This is a genomic window from Nocardia sp. NBC_01388, assembly GCF_045040085.1.
Taxonomy (GTDB): domain Bacteria; phylum Actinomycetota; class Actinomycetes; order Mycobacteriales; family Mycobacteriaceae; genus Nocardia.
In genome coordinates, this window is the sequence record NZ_CP109553.1 from 5,918,101 (window position 1) to 5,937,860 (window position 19,760).

Annotated in this window: 19 protein-coding genes and 1 tRNA gene; 4 read left to right on the forward strand and 16 right to left on the reverse strand. The window is 66.2% G+C overall.

Going from position 1 to position 19,760, the window contains the following annotated elements; translation table 11 throughout:
• Nucleotides 1-81: 81 nt before the first annotated feature.
• Nucleotides 82-687, reverse strand: coding sequence for a TetR family transcriptional regulator (locus tag OG716_RS28595; RefSeq protein ID WP_327143464.1), 606 nt, complete (start codon nt 685-687; stop codon nt 82-84).
• A gap of 92 nt (nt 688-779) precedes the next feature.
• Nucleotides 780-1,952 (reverse strand): pyridoxal phosphate-dependent aminotransferase, encoded by a 1,173-nt coding sequence (locus OG716_RS28600; RefSeq protein ID WP_405133691.1) that lies wholly within the window; start codon nt 1,950-1,952, stop codon nt 780-782.
• A 71-nt stretch (nt 1,953-2,023) separates the two neighbouring features.
• Here OG716_RS28600 and OG716_RS28605 point away from each other — a divergent pair, with 71 nt between their 5' ends.
• Nucleotides 2,024-3,280, forward strand: a complete 1,257-nt coding sequence (locus OG716_RS28605) for a M23 family metallopeptidase (RefSeq protein ID WP_405133692.1) — start codon at nt 2,024-2,026, stop codon at nt 3,278-3,280.
• A gap of 60 nt (nt 3,281-3,340) precedes the next feature.
• On the opposite strand, the gene purD is transcribed toward OG716_RS28605, so the two are convergent.
• Nucleotides 3,341-4,627 (reverse strand): phosphoribosylamine--glycine ligase, encoded by a 1,287-nt coding sequence (purD, locus tag OG716_RS28610; protein WP_405133693.1) that lies wholly within the window; start codon nt 4,625-4,627, stop codon nt 3,341-3,343.
• 237 nt (nt 4,628-4,864) lie between these two features.
• Here purD and OG716_RS28615 point away from each other — a divergent pair, with 237 nt between their 5' ends.
• Nucleotides 4,865-5,290: an HIT family protein gene (locus tag OG716_RS28615; RefSeq protein ID WP_297623368.1), complete on the forward strand. Its 426-nt coding sequence runs from the start codon at nt 4,865-4,867 to the stop codon at nt 5,288-5,290.
• On the opposite strand, the gene OG716_RS28620 is transcribed toward OG716_RS28615, so the two are convergent.
• From OG716_RS28620 to OG716_RS28640, 5 genes are all read right to left on the reverse strand, one after another.
• Complete coding sequence (locus tag OG716_RS28620; RefSeq protein ID WP_405133694.1) at nt 5,266-6,729, reverse strand: sensor histidine kinase; 1,464 nt, start codon at nt 6,727-6,729, stop codon at nt 5,266-5,268. The genes OG716_RS28615 and OG716_RS28620 overlap by 25 nt on opposite strands.
• Nucleotides 6,726-7,460, reverse strand: coding sequence for a response regulator transcription factor (locus OG716_RS28625; protein ID WP_355124006.1), 735 nt, complete (start codon nt 7,458-7,460; stop codon nt 6,726-6,728). The genes OG716_RS28620 and OG716_RS28625 overlap by 4 nt, the downstream gene beginning before the upstream one ends.
• A gap of 260 nt (nt 7,461-7,720) precedes the next feature.
• A tRNA-Thr gene (locus tag OG716_RS28630) sits at nt 7,721-7,792 on the reverse strand.
• Between the two features lie 165 nt (nt 7,793-7,957).
• The gene (locus OG716_RS28635) at nt 7,958-8,200 is read right to left on the reverse strand and encodes an MbtH family protein (RefSeq protein ID WP_019931522.1); all 243 of its coding nucleotides are present in this window, start codon (nt 8,198-8,200) and stop codon (nt 7,958-7,960) included.
• Between the two features lie 142 nt (nt 8,201-8,342).
• Nucleotides 8,343-9,146, reverse strand: coding sequence for an alpha/beta fold hydrolase (locus OG716_RS28640; RefSeq protein ID WP_405133695.1), 804 nt, complete (start codon nt 9,144-9,146; stop codon nt 8,343-8,345).
• A gap of 296 nt (nt 9,147-9,442) precedes the next feature.
• On the opposite strand from OG716_RS28640, the gene OG716_RS28645 reads away from it, so the two are divergent.
• Nucleotides 9,443-9,613 (forward strand): hypothetical protein, encoded by a 171-nt coding sequence (locus OG716_RS28645; protein WP_297627155.1) that lies wholly within the window; start codon nt 9,443-9,445, stop codon nt 9,611-9,613.
• Between the two features lie 4 nt (nt 9,614-9,617).
• The gene (locus OG716_RS28650) at nt 9,618-11,099 is read left to right on the forward strand and encodes a trehalose-6-phosphate synthase (RefSeq protein ID WP_405133696.1); all 1,482 of its coding nucleotides are present in this window, start codon (nt 9,618-9,620) and stop codon (nt 11,097-11,099) included.
• A 169-nt stretch (nt 11,100-11,268) separates the two neighbouring features.
• On the opposite strand, the gene OG716_RS28655 is transcribed toward OG716_RS28650, so the two are convergent.
• From OG716_RS28655 to OG716_RS28690, 8 genes are read right to left on the reverse strand one after another with little or no spacing between them, the layout of a single operon-like run.
• On the reverse strand, nt 11,269-11,796 hold the full coding sequence (locus OG716_RS28655) for a hypothetical protein (protein ID WP_405133697.1): 528 nt from the start codon (nt 11,794-11,796) through the stop codon (nt 11,269-11,271).
• Nucleotides 11,793-12,638, reverse strand: coding sequence for a hypothetical protein (locus OG716_RS28660; protein WP_405133698.1), 846 nt, complete (start codon nt 12,636-12,638; stop codon nt 11,793-11,795). The genes OG716_RS28655 and OG716_RS28660 overlap by 4 nt, the downstream gene beginning before the upstream one ends.
• On the reverse strand, nt 12,635-14,053 hold the full coding sequence (locus OG716_RS28665; RefSeq protein WP_405133699.1) for an MCE family protein: 1,419 nt from the start codon (nt 14,051-14,053) through the stop codon (nt 12,635-12,637). Before OG716_RS28665 ends, OG716_RS28660 begins: the two co-directional genes overlap by 4 nt.
• On the reverse strand, nt 14,050-15,267 hold the full coding sequence (locus OG716_RS28670; protein ID WP_405133700.1) for an MCE family protein: 1,218 nt from the start codon (nt 15,265-15,267) through the stop codon (nt 14,050-14,052). The genes OG716_RS28665 and OG716_RS28670 overlap by 4 nt, the downstream gene beginning before the upstream one ends.
• A complete protein-coding gene (locus OG716_RS28675; protein WP_405133701.1) occupies nt 15,267-16,520 on the reverse strand; it encodes an MCE family protein in 1,254 nt (417 codons plus the stop codon). Before OG716_RS28675 ends, OG716_RS28670 begins: the two co-directional genes overlap by 1 nt.
• A complete protein-coding gene (locus OG716_RS28680; RefSeq protein WP_405133702.1) occupies nt 16,517-17,584 on the reverse strand; it encodes an MCE family protein in 1,068 nt (355 codons plus the stop codon). The genes OG716_RS28675 and OG716_RS28680 overlap by 4 nt, the downstream gene beginning before the upstream one ends.
• On the reverse strand, nt 17,581-18,609 hold the full coding sequence (locus OG716_RS28685; protein WP_405133703.1) for an MCE family protein: 1,029 nt from the start codon (nt 18,607-18,609) through the stop codon (nt 17,581-17,583). Before OG716_RS28685 ends, OG716_RS28680 begins: the two co-directional genes overlap by 4 nt.
• Entirely contained in the window at nt 18,610-19,758 is a 1,149-nt protein-coding gene (locus OG716_RS28690) for an MCE family protein (protein ID WP_405133704.1), read from the reverse strand.
• Between the last annotated feature and the right edge of the window lie 2 nt (nt 19,759-19,760).

Sequence of the window (19,760 nt, forward strand, 5' to 3'; positions counted from 1 at the left end):
CCGCGAACTCGGGGCGGGCGAGCGCTGGATTGTCCTGGGGGGTCGAGCCTTTCGAACGCACGCCCCCGCCGTGATCAGCATTCAGGCAGGTGGGGCGACTACGTCTATCACTTCCAGCAGTGCGCCCCGGGCCATGCGGCGGGGCTGGGGGTCGGGTTCACCGAGGGCCGTCACCACCGCGCCGTCGACCACGGCCACGAGCCGGCGGGTCTGTTCCGGGCGCACCACGCGGTCGGAGCGGCGCAGCACGTCGGCGAGCAGCTCGTCGAGCTGGGCGCGTAGTCGGAACTGCACCTCGCGTAGCTCCGGATGGCGGGCGGAGGCCACCGAACGCTCGTAGCGGGCGATGAGCTGGCCGCGGGCGTCCTCGTCGGCCATATCCGGGCCGACGAGCAGATCCAGCACCAGATCCACGGTCGCCTCGGCGCCGCGCCGGCGGTGGGTCACCTCGCCGACCCGGCGGCGCATGGCATCGAGTTCGGCATTACCAGAGAATTCGACCGCACGCGCGATCAAATCCTCCAGCGATTCGAAGTAGTAGGTGGTGGACGCCAGCGGCAGATCCGCGCGCGTCGCCACCGAGCGGTGTCGTACGGCCTCGAAGCCGCCCTCGAGGAGCAGCTCGGCGGCGGCACATACAAGCGCTTGGCGACGCTTCTCGCCTTTCGGAGTCGTCGCAGTGGTCACGGATGCAATCGTGCCAGTCATCATCGGTTCATCTGACCCAAATCTGTGCGATCTGTGGTGATTCCGGTTCGAACGGCGTTCCGGCGACGAATTCAGGCCAGATAGCGTTCCAACCGGTCCAGTGCTTCTTCGATATCGGCGCTCGCTCCGGCGAACGAGAAGCGCACCGTATGGGTGCCGCTGACCGTGTCGAAGTCGATGCCCGGGGCAAGCGCCACCCCCGTGTGGTCGAGCACCTCGGTACACCATCGCATCGAATCATCGGTCAGGTGAGCAATATCCGCGTATGCGTAGAAGGCGCCGTCCGCCGGAGCCAGATCGGTGATGCCCAATTTCGGCAGACCGGTCAGCAGCAACTGCCGATTGGCGGCATAGCGGGCCACATGCCCGTCGAGTTCGGCCTTGGCCTCCGCACCGAAGGCGTGCACGGCCGCATACTGCGAAATAGCCGGCGGGCAGACGGTCATATTCGAGGCGAGCCGCTGCAGCGCCGGGCGCATGGTCTCCGGCACCAGCATCCAGCCGAGCCGCCAGCCCGTCATGGAGAAGTATTTGGACACCGATCCGATGACCACCGATTCCCGGGAGGTCTCCCAGGCGGAGGAGGTCGGCTCGGTGCTTGTGGACAGCGCCGTGTCGTAGACGATGCCGTGGTAGATCTCGTCCGAGATGAGCAGTGTCCCGTGCTCATCGCACCAGCGGGCCAGGGCCGCCAGCTCCGCGGGCGCGATCATGGTCCCGGTCGGATTGGCCGGACTCGCCACGATCAGGCCCGCGGGCGGCTCCGGCAGCGCCTCCAGCATGGCCACGGTGGGCTGAAAACGCGTCTCCGGGCCGCAATCGAGCTCGACCACCCGGCAACCCAGCGCGGTGAGCGTATTGCGGTAGGCGGGATACCCCGGCCGCGCCACCACCACGGTGTCCCCGAGATCGAAAGCGGCCAGGAACAGCAGCGTGAACGCGCCGGACGATCCGGTCGTCACCACCACGTCATCAGCGCTCACCCGAACCCCGTAGGTGCTCCGATGATGCTCGGCAATGGCCTCCCGTAGCGCCAGGATCCCGAAAGTCTCGGTGTACCCGAGCAATTCGGAATCCATGGCCGCCTTGGTGGCCCGCAATACCGCCCGCGGGGCCGGCGTGGACGGCTGCCCCGCGGCCAGCACAAGTACGTCACCATGGGAACGCGCCCGTTCAGCTGCTGCCTTCCAGACATCCATCACGTAAAAAGGTGGAATGGTCGACCGGCGAGATTCGATACGCACTCGACAGACGGTAGAGCACCCGCTCCCCCGGCTGTCCGCAGATGGCCGCCGGAATGCCTGAGGAGGCTCGCATGCAGGGGGGACCAGCGGCTACCGAGGAGGACTCGGCAGCACGACTATCGGCAGCCGCCACCACCGGGACCAGCGCGAACGGCGGCGAACCGGCAACTCCCGCCGCGGCGGATTCGGAACGCGAGGAGTCGGCGGCCGTCGCCTCGAGACCCGGGGACGATGACGGCGCCGCGAGTCTCCCGGAGCTCGAGTTCGCGGAATCGGAGATCGAGGGCGACTCCGAGGCGCAGGGGTTCCGGGCAGGGGTCGACAGATATACCCCGGGGGTCAGAGCCCACCTGTCCGGGCCGGACGAGCCGCCGTCACGGCTGCGCGAATATGCGGCGCGGGCGGGGCACGCATCGATACGAGGCGCAGAACGGGCGCGGCGGCAGCTGCCGATAGTGCGCGCCCGGGGCGTCGACATGTGGGGGCGGCGGCCACGGTCTCGGGCGGAGTTCGGGGCGCTGGTCGAGCAAACGAAGACCGAAGCGCGGCAGCAGTGGCCGGTGACTCGGGCATGGGCGATCAGACATCGTGTGCTGATCGGCGGGGTGGTGGCGGTGCTCGTGTTCGCGGGGGCGGACAGCGCGCTGGGGGGCATTCCGATCGATGCGACCGTGGAACCCGGTATGGCACTGCGGGTTCCGGTGGCGAATCCACTGCAGATACATACCGTTCCCGCATCGACGAAGCGATATCTCGACGCCATCGGCAATGGTGAACGCCTGCGGGAGTCCGCGGTGGTATCCGCCGCCGCGCGCGACACACTGGATCGAGCCAAGGCCGAAGCGGCCGCGGCGGTGTCCGGTCAGCCGCAACCGTGGATGGTCACGACACCCGCTCCCGACGCCACCCTGCCGCCCGGCTTCGCGATCCCCGGCATCGGCGGCTTCGCGCTCCCCGCCAAGGGCGCGTTCACCTCGGGATTCGGATCACGCTGGGGCACCTTCCACGCGGGCGTCGACATCGCCGCCCCGATCGGTTCGCCCATCTACGCGGTCGCGGCGGGCACGGTCATCGACGCCGGCCCGGCACAGGGCTTCGGGCTGTGGGTGCGCATCCGGCACGACGACGGCACCATCTCCGTCTACGGCCACATGTACGACTTCTTCGTCTCGGTCGGCGAACGCGTCCCGGCGGGCATGCAGATCGCCCGTATCGGCAATCGCGGCGACTCCACCGGTCCGCACCTGCATTTCGAGATCATCATCAACGGCCAGCACGTCGATCCCCAACCCTGGCTCGCCCAGCGCGGCATCCAGCTGACCCCGTAGTCCGCCCGGACAGGACTTCGCCCCCTCACGGAATCCGTAAGGGAGCGAAGAGGTTCGGTGTCAGACCGCCGGTGCGGGGATGGTGATCCGTCCCTCGGTGGCCGCGAGCGCGATATCGGTGCGGTAGTGGCCGCCGGGCAGTTTGATACCCGCGAGCCGGTCGTAGGCGTTCTTGCGAGCCTCGGCGAGGTCGGCGCCCTGCCCGACAATGGCCAGCACACGCCCGCCCGCGGAGACGATCGAACCGTCCGCGCGCTGGGCGGTACCGGCGTGCAGCACCTCGGATTCGGTTCCGGCGCCGGAGGATTCGGCTCCGGAGATGACATCGCCGCTGCGCGGCCGGCCCGGGTAGTTCTCAGCAGCCAGCACCACGGTGACGGCCGAGCCGTCCTTCCAGCGCGGCGCCGCGACCTGATCGAGGGTGCCGGTGGCGGTGGCGTGCAGCAGCTCGCCGATCGGGCTTTCCAGCATGGCCAGCACGGCCTGGGTCTCGGGATCGCCGAAGCGGCAGTTGAATTCGATGACGGCGGGCCCGGACTGCCCGATGGCCAGCCCCGCGTACAGCAGGCCGCTGAACGGCACGCCGCGCCGGACCATTTCGGCCGCAACGGGTTTCACCACATCATCGACAATGGCCCGCAGCGTTTCGTCGGTCAGCCACGGCAGCGGCGTATACGCGCCCATGCCGCCGGTATTGGGCCCGGTATCGCCGTCGCCGACCCGCTTGTGATCCTGGGCGGGCAGCAGCGGCACCACATTCTCGCCGTCGACAAGACAGAACAGCGACACCTCGGGACCGTCGAGGAAGGACTCCAGCAGCACCGGATGCCCGTTCTCCAGCAGCTCCGCGCCGTGGTCACGCGCGATCCGGCGGTCGGCGGTCACCACCACGCCCTTGCCCGCGGCCAGCCCGTCGTCCTTCACGACCCAGGTGGGCCCGAAGCGATCGAGCGCGGCATCCAGCTCACCCGGATGATCGACGATCTCACTGTGCGCGGTGCGCACGCCCGCCGCGTTCATGACGTCCTTGGCAAAAGCCTTGGACCCCTCGATGCGCGCGGCGGCCGCCGACGGCCCGAAGGCCGCGATGCCCGCGGCCCGCACCGCATCGGCCACACCGAGCACCAGCGGCACCTCGGGACCGATCACGACCAGGTCCGACTTCAACTCCCGAGCCAGCGCGACCACCTCGTCGCCCGAGCTGGGGTCGACCGCTCGCACGTCGACATGTTGAGCAATCCCCGCATTACCGGGCGCGACCGCCACCGCGGTCACCGCCGGGTCCCGGCGCAGAGCCAGGGCGAGGGCATGTTCACGGGCTCCGGATCCGATGACGAGTACGCGCACGGCAGACAGCTTAAAGCGTGCCCGGAGCACTGTATTTTCTGCCTCCGCTTCGCTGCGGCGGGTTCGCGGCCCCTGATGTCTCGTTCTTCCCTCCCTCCGCGCCTCCGCTGCGCTCCCCCACTCCACTCGGTCCAGAACGAGACGGGCCGCGAACTTTCGGGCGGATGTCTCTCAGGGCAGAGGCTGTGTATGCCCCGCTCCGCCCCGCGCGGAGCGGAGCGGGGCAAAATAAGGCTCATGGCTTCTGTTTTCTCATTGATCATCGAAGGTCAGCTGCCGGGCCGATTCGTGTGGGAGGACGATGAATTCGTCGCCTTCCTGACCATTGCCCCGGTGACGCAGGGGCACACCCTGGTCGTGCCGCGCAAGGAGATCGACCAGTGGCAGGATCTGGACCCCGAAACCTTCTCCCGGATGACCACGGTCGCCCAGCGCATCGGCAAGGCCGTCCGCGCGGCCTGGGACGCGCCGCGCGCGGGTCTGCTCATCGCCGGACTGGAGGTGCCGCATCTGCACCTGCACGTGTTCCCGGCCTTCGAACTCGGTGATTTCGATATCACCGGCGCCGATCCGGAGCCGAGCAAGGAATCCATGGACGAGGCGCAGGCCAAGATCAAGCAGGCGCTGCGCGATCTCGGCTACGGCGCCAACGTCCCCGACTGACCCGTCCGGGGCAGGCACACGCTGAAGGTGGTGCCCGCGCCCGGCGTACTGGCCACGGACACCGCGCCGTCGTGCGCGGTGACCAGGGCCTGCACGATCGAAAGTCCCAGTCCGGTACCGCCGCTCACGCGACTGCGGGAGCTGTCGGTGCGATAGAAGCGCTCGAAGACCCGCTCGGCCTGCTCCTGCTCCAGGCCGGGCCCGGTATCGCTGACCTCGATCAGCACCTCCTGCTCGGAGGGCGTGAGCCGCACCGTGACCGCCGCATCGGGCGGCGTGTGCACCAGGGCATTGCTCACCAGATTGCCGAGGATCTGCCGCAGTCGCGCCTCATCCCCCGCGATCTCCAGAGTGCCCGCGCCGGAACGGATCTCCAGATCGATCGGGCGCGGTTCCGCATCCGGATTCTGCACCGCCGCCTGCGCGCGGGCATTGTGCACCGCATCGCTGGCCAGCGCCAGCAGATCCACCGGCCGCCGCTCGACGGGCCGCTGCGCGTCCAGCCGGGCCAGCATGAGCAGATCCTCCACCAGCAGGCTCATCCGCTTGGATTCGCTCTCGATGCGATTCATGAGCATGCCGGGCTCGGTGATCGCGCCCTGCCGATACAGCTCCGAAAACCCCTTGATGGTGGTCAGCGGCGTGCGCAATTCATGACTGGCATCGGCGATGAAACGCCGCATCTTGGCCTCGGATCGGCGCGCGCCCTCCTCGGAGGCCTCGGTCGCCGCGAACGCCTGCTGAATCTGGGTCAGCATGGTGTTCAGCGATTGCGACAGATGATCCACCTCGGTGTCGTTGCCGCGCACCGGAACTCGCTGATGCAGATCGCCGCCGGCAATGGCGGCCGCGGTTCTCTCGACTTCGCCCAGGGGTTTCAGACTGCGCCGGATGACCAGGCGCGCAACGACCGCCAGGGCCGCCAGCACCAGCGCCCCGATCACCGCCTGCAGCAGAATCAGCCGGTCCAGAATGCCTTTGGTCTCATCGAGCCGCAATCCGACTGTGCTGGTGCCGTATTGGTTGGTGGTGCGCATGATCCGCCACTGCTCACCGCCGTCACCGATCGAACCGACCGTGATCGGGTGATGGCCGAGATCGGCGGGCACATCGGGCTCGGTCGAACCCACGTCGAGGTGCAGCACCAGATTGCCGGACGAATCCACCACGCGCACATAGAGCAATTGCGCGGGGCGTTCCCGCTTCCCGGGCGGCGTGGGCAGCGGCTCCGGGCGCGTGAGCCCCGGCTGCGCCCAGCCGTGCGCGGCATCGTAGAGCGACTGATCGAGCCGACCCAGCAGCACATTGCGCATGAGTGAGGTCACGGCCAGGCCGGAAACCAGCAATCCGAGCCCGGCCAGCGAAACCAGCGCCAGCGCCAGCGTGGTTCGCAGCGGAACGGCCGCGAGCCGATCCGACAGCCGGGCGCGTGGGCTCACTTCGCAGCCGACCTGCGATGCGGCTCCCTCATGACGTAACCGACCCCGCGCAGAGTGTGAATGAGCCGATCCGGCCCGGTGTCCACCTTCTTGCGCAGGTAGGACACATAGGTCTCGACCACGCCGACCTCACCGCCGAAGTCGTAGCGCCACACGTGATCCAGAATGCGCGGCTTGCTCAGCACCGTGCCGGCATTCACCATGAAGTAGCGCAGCAGCGTGAATTCGGTGGGCGACAACGGAATCGGCTCCCCCGCCTTCCACACCTCGTGCGTATCGTCGTCGAGTTCGATATCGGCGAACCGCAGCCGCGACGACTTCTCCTCCGGCGCGGCACGTCCCGCCCGCCGCAGGATCACCCGCAGCCGGGCCACCACTTCCTCGAGGCTGAACGGCTTGGTCACGTAATCGTCGGCGCCGAGGGTCAATCCGGTGATCTTGTCCTCGACCTCGTCACGCGCGGTCAGGAACAGCACCGGGGCATCGATCCCGTCCGCCCGCAGCCGCCGCAGCAGCCCGAAACCGTCCATCCCCGGCATCATCACATCCACGATGAGCGCATCCGGCCGGAACATCTTCGCCCGATCCAGCCCCTCGGTCCCACTACTGGCCGTAGCCACCTCGAACCCCTGATAACGCAAACTCACCGACAACAACTCGACGATCATCGGTTCGTCATCGACCACCAGCACTTTGGCTTCGGCCTCACGGGGCGCGGGCACACCTGTCATGACCTCATCCTGCTGCCTCGGGCGTCAAAGTTCCTGGACCTCCGCTGGGAGTTTCCTGAGAGGGATGAATCCAAACCGCGACAACCGATCCCAGCTGGAACACACCACCTGGACCAGGCGCTGGAACGCAACAACCGATCTCGCAAGATTCGGGGTAACTCCTGGGGCACCCCCAGAACTACGCCACCACCCGACCGCCGGCCCGCGCAAAAAGTAACCGCCTCCCCGGTGACCGTGAAAGATCCGGGGAGGCGGTACAGAGCCCCCTGTCAGGATTGAACTGACGACCTTCGCTTTACAAGAGCGGTGCTCTACCACTGAGCTAAGGAGGCGAAGGCGGTGTCGATCATAACCCGGTGAGTCGGCTGCGCGGAAAAGCCGACGTCCGGGCCGATCGATAACCGTCAGGAGACGAGCCGAACTGCGTCAGGGGCGCCTGGGGCGCCACCTGCCGCGTTCGGAACCGTTCCTGCGCAGTATCGGGTCAACCGCCAATATCAGGACTGCGCCGCCTGACGTGCCGCGTCATCGGCGGCCATGGCATCGCGAAGGCTCTTGGGACGCATATCCGTCCAATTCTTCTCGACGTACTCGACGCATGCGGCGCGCGAGTCCTCGCCGAACACGACCCGCCAACCCGCCGGAACCTCGGCGAAGGCCGGCCACAGGGAATGCTGTTCCTCGTCGTTGACCAGGACGAAGAACCGGCCGTCTTCGTCATCGAAAGGATTGGTGCTCATTTCACCTCACTGGATACTGGCGCTGTGTACAGGAACGCTGAAGGACCATCCGACCGCTGGGTTTGGGTACCGCAGCGTTAGGACGAACCCCCGACGTTGATTCGACCCTAGCAAGGCGGACGTTACGCCTGGGCGGTTACCTTCAGCCCGCGAAGAATTCCAGCAGGATCTTGTTCACGATCTCGGGTCGTTCCAGGTAGCCGTAGTGCCCGGCATCGGGGACCTCTTGGTAGCGCGCGCCCGGAATAGCCTCCGCGACCTCGCGGGACAGATACGGCGGAATCATCCGGTCATCGGCGAATCCCATGGACAGACAGGGCACCGTGATCTTGCGGTAGGCGGCCGTGCGGTCGAAGTCGTGATCCATCCGCCGCTGTGCGCGCACACCGGGCGTCACCGGGCCACCGGTGAATTCGAACAGGTCCAGCCAATCGCGGCCCGCGTGCGGGTCCGCCAGGGTCGCCGGAGACAGGTTCATGAGCGCGGTCATGGCGGCGTCGTACTTGGCGGGCAGCCGCACACCGGACACGTCCAGCTCGTGCTCGCCGAGCGAGAGCGTCTTCTGCAGCTGATCGAGCCGGGCGTGCCCGGCCATGAAAACGGCCTTGCGCACCAGATCCGGCCGCGCGAGCGCCAATTCCTGCGCCACCCGCGAGCCCATGGATTGACCGACCACCAGAGCCGGACCCTCGCCGAGGAATTCGATGAGCCCGGCGGTATCGCCCACCAGATCGTCGATGGTCATGCCCTGGGCGGCCTCGAAGGACGGTGCGATGCCGCGATTGTCGAACGTGCACACCTTGTATCCGGCCGCCACCAGCGCGGGCACCTGGTGCAGTTCCCACACCCGTCCCGGGCTCCCCGTCCCCATGATCATGACGACCAGCGGACCGGACCCTTTGACCTGGTAGTTCAACGAGATTCCGTGCACCGTGGCCAACGGCATTACTGCGACCCCTTCATCGAATCGAACCCACTCTTGCTCAAACCACCGTATAGCCAACCCCATGTTCGCGGCCCGTCTCGTTCTGGACTGAGTGGAGCGGGGGAGCGCAGCGGAGGAGCGGAAGGAGGGAAGAACGAGACTCCAGGGCCGCGAACCCGCCCGGAGCGAAGCGGAGGGCAAATCAGCACAGCATTGCGTTTCGAGCTCGCTGTCCACCGAGGGACCAGTTCCTGTGAGGCATCCAGATAGGATGGGTTCCTCGTAAGCTGAGCAGACATCCCCGAGAGGACATGATGATGGCCGCGAACAGCAGCGCCAAAGACATCGCGGACGACGATCTGGAACCACTCGCCGACGAAACCGCACGTCAGGCCCAGCGCGTAGTGGCCGCATACGCCACCGACGCAGACGAATGCCGCATGCTCCTTTCGATGCTCGGCATCGCTCCCGCCACGCGGGGCGAATGAGCCTGTGAACCCGGATAGCGCCGGTTCAGGTTTCGTCGTAGTCGCGAACCGGTTACCGGTCGACCTCGAGAAGCTGCCGGACGGCACCACACGCTGGAAACGCAGTCCCGGTGGCCTGGTGACCGCTCTGGAACCGGTGCTGCGCAACAACAAGGGCGCCTGGGTGGGCTGGGCGGGCGTCCCCGATGTCGAGATGGACCCGATCGTCGAAGACGGGCTGGAACTGCATCCGGTACCGCTCTCGGCCGATGAGGTCGCCGACTACTACGAGGGTTTCTCCAACGGCACCCTGTGGCCGCTGTATCACGATGTGATCGTGCGCCCGGTCTACGACCGCAAGTGGTGGCAGGCCTACGTGCAGGTGAACCGCCGTTTCGCCGAGTACACCGCGAAGGTGGCCGCCGAGGGCGCCACCGTCTGGGTACAGGACTATCAGCTGCAGCTGGTCCCGAAGATGCTGCGCATGCTGCGCCCGGATCTGACCATCGGCTTCTTCCTGCACATTCCGTTCCCGCCGGTCGAGCTGTTCATGCAAATGCCTTGGCGCACAGAGATCGTCGAAGGTCTGCTGGGCGCCGACCTGATCGGGTTCCACCTGCCCGGGGGCGCGCAGAACTTCCTCTACCTGGCGAGAAGGCTTGCCGGGCAACCGACTTCACGTGGCAGCGTGGGTGTGCGCTCGAAACTCGGTGTGGTGCAGGTGGGTTTCCGCACCGTGCGGGTGGGCGCGTTCCCCATCTCCATCACCTCCACCGAACTGGACGAGATGTCGCGCCGCCGCAGCGTGCGCGAGCGGGCCTCGAAAATCCGTGCGGAGCTCGGCAATCCGAAGACCATCCTGCTGGGCGTCGACCGCCTCGACTACACCAAGGGCATCGATATCCGCCTGGCCGCGCTCGAGGAGCTGCTGCAGGAGGGCCGGATAGATCCCGCCGACACGGTGGTGGTGCAGCTGGCCACCCCGAGCCGCGAACGGGTGGAGTCCTACATCCAGATGCGCGGCGATATCGAACGCCAGGTCGGGCGCATCAACGGCGAATACGCCCGCGTCGGCTACCCGGTCGTGCACTACCTGCACCGCCCGATCCCCCGCGAGGAACTGCTGTCGTTCTTCGTGGCGGCCGACGTCATGCTGGTGACCCCGCTGCGCGACGGCATGAATCTGGTGGCCAAGGAGTACGTGGCCTGCCAGGGCGGCCTCAGCGGCGCCCTGGTGCTGAGCGAATTCACCGGCGCCGCAGCCGAATTGCGCCAGGCCTACCTGTGCAACCCGCACGACCTGGACAGCGTCAAGGACGCCATCGTCTCCGCCATCGAAGACGACCGCGACACCCGCCGCCGCCGCATGCGCTCCCTGCGCAGGCAGGTCCTCACTCACGACGTGGACCGCTGGGCCCGCGCCTTCCTGGACGCCCTGGCCCAGGATCGGGTGGCAGGCAGCGCCCTGCTGTCCGACGACGACGTGGACCCGGACGTCCAGCACTGACCAACCTGTAGCGGTGACTCAGCCCTTCAGCACGAAGGCTGGGCCACCGCCGGGGCAGGTCCCGGCTTCGCCTGCCGCACAGCGCTTCCGGCCCCATTACGCGGTACCACGAAAAAGCTGCAGGGCACCGTGGTCACGGCGCGCTGCAGCTTATGATGTTGTGCGGCAGCTAGATCGGGTTGACGTCCGCCACCAGCCAGTGACCGCCCTTGTGATCCATCTTGACCCGGAGGCGACTGGCGTCGTAGGTGCCCTTGCTCGCGTCCTTGCCGGTGCTCTTCTGGTTCAGGAAGATCATGATCTCGGTGTGGTCCGCACTGGCGCTGATCACGCCGGTCTCCACCACGGTCGCCTCGACGACGAGTTGCTTGTCCTTGGCGCCGGGTGCGAGGACCGAGTTGGTCACCTTCATCCAGTCCGCCTTGAAGTCCGGGGTCATATCCCCGGTGACCTTCTTCATCTGATCGTCGATGCTGTGGTAGTTGTAGCCGAACATGCCCTCGACGGTGCGCTTGGCGACGATCGTGGAATCGTCGCGGGCCGAGGCCACACTCCGGTCCTGCCACCAGCCGTAGCCGACCCACGACCCGGCGGCGAGGCTGGCGACCAGCAGTGTGAGCGCACCGCCCACGATCAGCAGATTGCGCAGACTCACTCTGATTCGCAGTTTCGGGCGGAAACGCAGTTTCGGGCTCATACCACCATCTCCATCCCGGTCGCGGTGATCCCCTTGTCATTGCGGGCCAGGGTCACCTTGAAGCGAAACTGGCGCTGCTGCGGGGCATCCGAGCCGGCATTGGTCAGCACCTGCTTGACCGCGACCAGCACGATCGCGGACTGATCGTCGGCGCTCTGCAGGGCAGCCTCGACGACCTCGCCCTTGGCGTGCACCGCGGCCTTCTTCACGATCGCCGCGTAATCGTCCTTGCGCTGGGTGTATTCGGTCGCCAAATCACCCGAGGTCACCTGGAGCACGCGCTTGATGTCGTCCTGGGCGGTGTCCGCGCTGATATTCGTAATGTTGATCATGGCCTGCTTGGCGGTCTGCACGTACTCCGCGCGCATGGCCTCCTGATCGGCGAGATGGTTGCGCTGGATGCCCATGAACACGGTCCCGGCTCCCACCGCCAACGCCAGCACGAGCGCTGCCGCCGCCACGATCCACTGCCAGCGACTGGTCGCTCCGGCCGAAACAGCTGCGGGCGCTTCGGATTCGGCGGCCTCACCCGCGGTGGATTCGGCGGCGGCGCCCTTGACCAGGCTCACCGTCTCGGTATCCGGGTCCACCGGCTCCGCGGCGTCCTCGGCTGCCACGGGCGGCGCGTCCTGCACCGCTGCGGCGGCGGGCGCGTCCTCCACCAGGGCCGCGGTGTCCGCGCCCGCGGCCGGCTCGGCCACGGCTTCCTCGACCAGCGAGGCGTCAGCCGCCGGAACCTTGGCCACGAACACCCGTGTGGTTCCCGGTTCGTCCGGCGGCGGGCCCTCCGATCGGATGGCGCGCCGTCGGGTCCGCTTGTTCACCCCGCTGGTTTCACTCATTTCAACTGCTCCTGGACCATAGATGTCAGGCTGGCCGGCACCACGCCGGAGCCGTCGGCTCCGACATTGGCGATCCGCAAGGACCGGCCGTCCTGATCGAGGACGGTTCCGCTCTTCGGATCGTACGGACGTGTTTCCACCGAGGCCGGTTGGGTCCCATCGGGTGCGCCCGGGGTGGTGTCGCTCGCCGGTGCGACCGGGTGCGGCGGGCCGGACTGCGGGTTGTCGCCCTCGGGCTGGTAGCCCTGCGGGTCGCGGCACAGTTCCGGCGTGGGCGCGCGCTTGCCCGGGAATTCCATACACGGCGTATTGCGGATACCGCGGACGTCGAACGGCGCGTTCTGCGCCACCTTGCAGTACAGCCCGGACGGGGTGTCCGGATGATCGCGCAGGGCGGCCGAGCGCCGCTGCTCGGGCGGCAGGAAGCCGGTCTGACAGCCCTGCGGGTCGTTGACGCTGACCATGAAGTCGACCATGGCGCCGTATTCGGTCGGGCCGTTCGTCGCGACGGCGAGCAGTCCGGCGATCAGCGGCGGGAAGACCACCAGCAGCTGCTCGATGCTCGGGTTGTAGATGTAGCTGACCTGACCGACGCTCGCCAGATTGCGGGCGAGAAGCGGCAGCGTCGGCTTCATGTCCTGGAATAGCTTGGTGGCACCCGAGAGCGTGCCGGGCGCCTTGTTGAGGACACTGCGCAGCGCCGGATCATGTTGGCGCAGTTGATCTGTCACGGTGGACAGGTCCTTGGTCCACTCCCGGATGGACGAGTCGGACTGCACCTGGGTGTCCAGCAGCGGGCCGATCTTGTCGATCAGATCCTTGGTGGCGTCGGTATTGTTCTTCGCCTCCTGCACCAGCAGCGATGCGGAGTCGATGAACTTCTGCAGATCCGGACCGGCGCCGTCGAAGGCGGTGAAGGCGTCGTCGATGACCTGGCGCAGCTTGGTATCGGCGACGCTGCTGAGCAACCGGTCGGTCTGGTCGAGCAGCGTGCCGACATCCTGCGGCAGCTTGGTGCGATCGACCTGAATGACCGAGCCGTCTTTCAGGTTGCCGCCCTTGGGATTATCGACCGGCACCAGGTCCACGTACTGCTCACCGATCGCGGACACACTCTTGACCCAGGCGTCCACATCGGACGGGATCTTGTAGTCGCTGTCGATGGACAGTTTGGCGGCGACACCGTCCGGCGTGAGCCGAACCTCCTGCACCTTGCCGATATTGGTGCCGCGATAGGCCACATTGGCGTTCTCGTAGAGCCCGCCGGTGGCCTGCAGCAGCACCGTCACGTCATAGCGCCCGATGCCGAACATGGCCGGAATCTTGATGTACTGGCCGCCCATCACCGAGAGACCGATGAGGGTCAGCACGGAGAAGATGACGAGCTGGATCTTGACGAACCGGGTGAGTTTCACTTTCCACTCCCTTGCGGCACGGTGATCCCCGGGATCGCGGGCAGACCCGGAATAGGCGGCAGACCCGGAATACTCGGCTGCTGCGACTCCGGCTTCGGCTGCAGCGGAGCAACCTTCGGATCAACGGGATCACCGGGGGTGCCGCCCTGCTGTCCGAGCGCGCCCTCCACGCCGGTGTACCGCGGTCCGAGCGGAGTGCCGATGAGGAAGTTCTTCGTCAGTCGCGCCGAGGTGAGGTCAAAGGTGATCTTCACATTGAGGTAGTCGCCGCGCACCGCGCCGTCCATATCGTGCATGGAGAACGGGAAGGTGAGCAGCATACCGAGCGCCTTGCTGAGGTTTTCGCCGGTATCGCCGATCGTTTGCAGCACGGGCCACAGATTATGCAGATCGGCGGTGAGGTTGTCGCCGCCCTTGTCCACCAGCTGTGAGATGACATTGCTGAGACCGCCCAGCGAGGTGAGTGCCTCGGTGATCTTCTGCCGCCGGTCGGCGAGGACGGTCAGCGCCGGGTGAATATTGTCGATGGCCGACGCCAGCCGATCCTTCTGCTGCGCAAGGACTCCCGCGAACCGGTCCAGCCCGCCCATGGTGGCGATGATGTCCTTGGTCTGACCGTCCAGGGTGGTCGCGAGCGTATTCAGCTGTGGCAGCAGGTCGCGCACGGAGTCGGTATTGCCGTCGAGGGCCTTGTTCAGCTCACCGGTGATGTTCTCCAGCTGGCTGATACCGCCGCCGTTGAGCACGACCGACAGCGACGACAGCACCTGCTCGGTGGTCGGGTAGGCGCCCGCCCGCTCCAGCGGGATGACGTCACCGGCCTTCAATTCCCCTTGCGGCGCAACGTCTGTCGGCGGGTCCAGCTCCAGATGATTGCTGCCGAGCAGACTGGTCTGGCCGATCTTGGCAAGTGCGTTGGCCGGCACCTTGACGCCCTTGTTGAGGCCGATGGTGACCAGCGCGTGCCAGCCCTCCACCTCGATATCGGTGACCGAGCCGACGGTGACGTCATTGACGCGGACCGGCGAATTACGGGTCAGCGTGGTGACATTCGGCATCTGGATCTTGACCTGCCAGGAGCCGTCGCCGGTGCCCTGGGTGCCCGGCATGGGCAGCGAGTTCAGGCCGTCCCATTCACATCCGGTGGCGCTCAAGGCAACGGCGATACCGATCGCCAGGCCTGCCGCCCGCCTGCGTCCGATGATGGTCTTCATCAGTTGCCTCCCGGAAGAGCCAGCTCAGCAAGGTTATTCGGCACGACGACCTGACTGGCGGCCCGCGCGGCCACATCCGGAGTACTGGCCTTGATCTGCTCCGGATAGGCGGTCGCGGTGGTGGGGGTACTGAGCATGAAGTTCGGATAGTTGAAAGCCAAGCTCTGCAGCACCGGACCGAGGATCGTCGAGCACAGGCTCGCGGACTTGTCGGAATCGTTGGCGCCCAGTGCCTCGACCGAACCGCACAGGAAGCTCAGCGGATTGGCGAAGTTGGTCAGCACCGGGTAACCGGTCACAGCGCCCAGGGCGGGCTTGTAGATCTGATAGAAGTTGAGCAGCGCGGTGGGACCGGAGTGCAGCACCTCCTCCAGTTCGGGGCGCTTGTCCACGAGCAACTGGGTGACATCGGACAGCCGCTGCACGCCCTCGGTCAGCGCGCCGCCGCGCGAATCGATGAAACGCTGCACATCGCTCACCGCGGAGTCCAGATTGTCCAGTCCCGCACCGAGATCGCCGGACACCCCCGCGAGCACCGAGGACACCGAGGCGAGCCGTCCGCCGAACTGCACGATCTGGTCATCGCTCTTGGAGAGCACGTCCACGAACTGCTGCAGATTGCGAATGGTCCCGAACAGGTCGGTACGCCCGTCCGACAGGGTGTTCAGCGCGCCGGACAGTTCCTTGAGGGTGTCGCGGAACGCCTGGCCATTGCCGTCGAGATTGTTCGCGGCGGTATCGACGAAGCGTCCGAAGGAACCCTGCTTGTCCTCACCGACGGGACCGAGAGTGGTTGCCAGCTTGGACAGTTCGGCCTTGATGTCGTCCCACTCCACCGGAACGGCGGTGTGCTCGATGGGAATACTCCCACCGTCCTTCATCTTGGGTCCACCGGTGTAGGCGGGGGCGATCTGGATGAAGCGCGCGGACACCAGCGACGGCGACACGATCACAGCCTTGGCATCGGCGGGCAGGTCGATGCCGCGGTCGATGGTCATCTTGACCGTGACCTTGTCCTTGCCCGGGTCGACCGAATCGATGCGGCCCACATGCACTCCGAGCACCCGCACCTGGTCACCGGCGTACAAGCCGCTGGTTGACGGGAAATACGCGGTGATCTGCGTCTTGCCGATACGGGTCAGCGCCGAGTATCCGATGCCGGCCACAATGGCCACGACGGCCAGCAGTGCGACGATCTTCGCCCAGCGGGGCAGTGTGCCGACACGCTTGCCGGCGTTCTTGAATGCGTTCATTTGCCGGGCTCCGTCTGCGCCGGGTAAAGGCCCGGAGGCTGCTGATTCCCGTTGTCCAGGTAGGACTTCAGGTCACTGGGCAGATGCTCGGGCCACACCAGCGCGTCGATCAGGGGCTGGAGGCCCTTACTGGTCGCGTTCGAAATGTAGGCCTGGAAGTACGGGCCGCTGCCGACCTGCTCACCCAGCGCACCCGCGTACGGGCCGAGGGCGTCGAGCGCGTCGGAGAGGCTCTGCTTGTTCTTCTGCAGCATGGCGAGCACCGAATTCAGTTTGTCCAGTGTCGGTTTGAGCTGCGCCTCGTTGTCGTTGACGAAGCCGGTGAGCTGCTGCGCGAGCTGGTTGATGTAGGTGATCATCTGACCGAGCGCGGTACGCCGGGCATCGAGCTCGCCGAGCAGGCTGTTGCCGTCCACCAGCAAAGCGTTGATCTTGTCCGCCCGATCGGCGAGCACCTTGGTGACGCCTTGGGCCTTGCTGAGCAGATCGGTCAGCGCCTGGTCGCGAGTATTGATACTGCGCGACAGGGCGGTAATGCCGTCCAGTGCGGACCGCAGCGGCGCGGGCGTGTCCTTGAATGTCGCGGACAGCGCGTCCAGCGTCGTATTCACCTGCCCCATGTCCAGACCCTTGACGGTCGTGGACAGATCACCGAGTGCGTCGTTGAGCGAGTACGGAGAAGTGGTGCGCTCCAACGGAATCGGATCATTCGAGCGCAGCGTGCCCGGTCCGGCCGGAGTCACCTCCAGCGACTTCCGGCCGAGCACCGTATTGGTCTTGATGGCGGCGGTCGACTTGGTGCCCAGGCCGATCGCGGAATCGAGCGCGAAGCGCACGGCGACCTTGGCGCCGTCCAGCTTCACATCTTCCACGCGACCGACCTTGACGCCCGCGACCTGCACATTGTCACCCGGCAGCAGGCCGCCCGCATCACCGAAATACGCGGTGTAGTGCGCGCCGTTGGCCAGGAACGGCAACCGGTCGAACTGCAGGGACGCCAGGGAGATCGTCACCGCGAGCACGATGCCGATGATGCCCACATTGATCAGGCGATTTCCGTTCACTTCGCACACCTTCCGCTGGTCTGCGCAGCGGGCAACTTGAGCAGCGACGGCTTGCCTTCGGGACCGTCGACCAGGAAGTCGGTACCACAGACGTAAATATTCAGGAAGGAGCCGTAGGAGCCGATACGCACCAGCTTCTTGTAGGCGTCCGGCAGGTTCTGAATGATCCACTGGATCTCGTCGGACTGGTTGTCCACGTTCTCCGCCGTGTGGCCCAGCTGCGTGATCGTGTTCTTCAGATCGGGGCGGGCCTCGGTGAGCAGATTGGTGAGATCGCCGGTGGCGCCGGAGATCCGCGGAATCGCGTCACCGATCGGATCCTTGTCGGCCGCGAGACCGCTGACCAGGCGCTGCAATTCGTCCAGCGTGGTGCCGAACGCCTTGTCCCGCTGGTCGATGGTGCCCAGCACCGTCTTCAGATTGTTGATCACACTGCCGATCAAGGCATCTCGATCGGCGAGCGTCTTGGCGAAGGACCCGCCACTGTTGAGCAGCGAGACGAGCGTGCCTCCCTGGCCCTGGAAGACCTGCAGCAGTGCCTCGGTGAGGTCGTTGACCTGCGTCGGATCCAGGCCGCGCAGCAGCGGTTTGAAACCGCCGAGCAGCATATCCAGATCGAGCGCGGGCTTGGTCCGATCGGTGCCCATCGTCGAGCCCTTGGCCATCAGCTGCGCGGTGCCGGGGCCTTCGAGCAGCTCCAGGTACCGGTCACCGACGAGGTTCTCGTAGCGGATGGTCGCGGTCGTGCTGGCGTAGAGCCGGTACTTGCGGTCCACATCGAAATCGACGTGTGCGAGCTTGTCCTTGCCGACGGTCACCTTGCTGATCGAGCCGACCGGGACACCCGCGATGCGCACCTTGGCGCCGGGCAGAATGCCCGACGAGTTGGTGAAGATCGCGTGGTAACCGTTCTCTCGGGAGAACCGCATCTGGCTCAGGACCACGCCGAGCATGCCCATCACCAAAACCATGACGAGCGTGAATATGCCGAGCTTGATCGTGACGGGGCGCGGTGCGAACTTCACCTACTTCACCCCCGGCAGTCCGGCGAACAACAGCTGGAAGACGCTCGGGCCGTTGATGCTCGGCGTGGTGGGCGGCGACCAGATATGGCCCTCCGAGGTATCGGTGAGCAGGTAGTTGGGCAGATCACCGGGCTTGTGATCGAGTACGCCCTCACAGTGCGGGCCACCGGTGGCATTCACCTTCGGCAGATCCTCCGGGTACTTGTAGGGCTCGCCGGCGGGCATGAAGCTGGCGTTCATGGAGACCGCCGGATAACGGCCACCGAAGAGCTGACCGTAGATGGGCATCATCGGCCCGATGCCGTTGATGACGCAGCCGATCGCGGACTGGTATTCGTTCAGCGTCCCGAGGGTCGGCCGCAGCAGTCGCAGCGCCTCCGTGAGCGGCGGAACGGTGTCGTTCAGAATCGGAGTCGCGGTGCCGGACAACCCGATCAGGTTGGTCAGCAGCGAATCGATCTTCTGCTCGGAGTCCACGAGGGTGCCGCTGGTGGTCACCAGATTACTGGTGGTGTTCAGCAGATCCGGCGCGGTATCGGCGTAGAGACCGGTCACCGCGGTGGTCTTCTGCAGGTCGTCCTGCAGCGTCGGCAGGCTGGGGTTGATATCGCGCAGGAAGGCGTCACTATCGGACAGCAGCTGCCCGAGCTTCTGACCGCGTCCCTGCAGCGCCGAGCCCAGTGCCGTCAGCGTGGCATTCAGCTTCTCCGGCGCCACTTTCGAGAGCACATCGTTGAGGTGCTGGAAGATCGTATTGAATTCGACGGTCACCGCCTGCGCCTGCACGGTCGCACCGGGGCGCAGCGAATCGGCCGAAGGATCCTGCGGAGCAATGAAGTTGATGTACTTCGCACCGAAGACGGTGGTGGAGCGAATGTCCACAACCGCATTGGCGGGCACCATCTTCAATTTGTCCGGGTCCACCGCCAATTCGATGCGCGCATCGTCACCGGAGTTGTGCACACCGGTGACGCGGCCGATCTCGACGCCCCGGATCTTCACCTTGGCGTCCGTATCGAGCACCAGGCCGCTGCGCGGCGCGGCCACGGTCACCTTGACGGTGTTCAGGAAGCCGCCCGAGAAACTGACCATGCAGATGGCCACCACCGCGACCAGAGCCAGCACCAGGCCGGCCCCTGCCAGTCGCACGA

Coding starts and splice junctions, on each gene's coding strand:
- OG716_RS28635 (WP_019931522.1), bottom strand. CDS start 8,200: ATGAGCACCAATCCTTTCGATGACGAAGACGGCCGGTTCTTCGTCCTG.
- OG716_RS28605 (WP_405133692.1), top strand. CDS start 2,024: ATGCAGGGGGGACCAGCGGCTACCGAGGAGGACTCGGCAGCACGACTA.
- OG716_RS28670 (WP_405133700.1), bottom strand. CDS start 15,267: ATGAAGACCATCATCGGACGCAGGCGGGCGGCAGGCCTGGCGATCGGT.
- OG716_RS28675 (WP_405133701.1), bottom strand. CDS start 16,520: ATGAACGCATTCAAGAACGCCGGCAAGCGTGTCGGCACACTGCCCCGC.
- OG716_RS28640 (WP_405133695.1), bottom strand. CDS start 9,146: ATGCCGTTGGCCACGGTGCACGGAATCTCGTTGAACTACCAGGTCAAA.
- OG716_RS28625 (WP_355124006.1), bottom strand. CDS start 7,460: ATGACAGGTGTGCCCGCGCCCCGTGAGGCCGAAGCCAAAGTGCTGGTG.
- OG716_RS28655 (WP_405133697.1), bottom strand. CDS start 11,796: ATGAGCCCGAAACTGCGTTTCCGCCCGAAACTGCGAATCAGAGTGAGT.
- OG716_RS28660 (WP_405133698.1), bottom strand. CDS start 12,638: ATGAGTGAAACCAGCGGGGTGAACAAGCGGACCCGACGGCGCGCCATC.
- OG716_RS28615 (WP_297623368.1), top strand. CDS start 4,865: ATGGCTTCTGTTTTCTCATTGATCATCGAAGGTCAGCTGCCGGGCCGA.
- OG716_RS28645 (WP_297627155.1), top strand. CDS start 9,443: ATGGCCGCGAACAGCAGCGCCAAAGACATCGCGGACGACGATCTGGAA.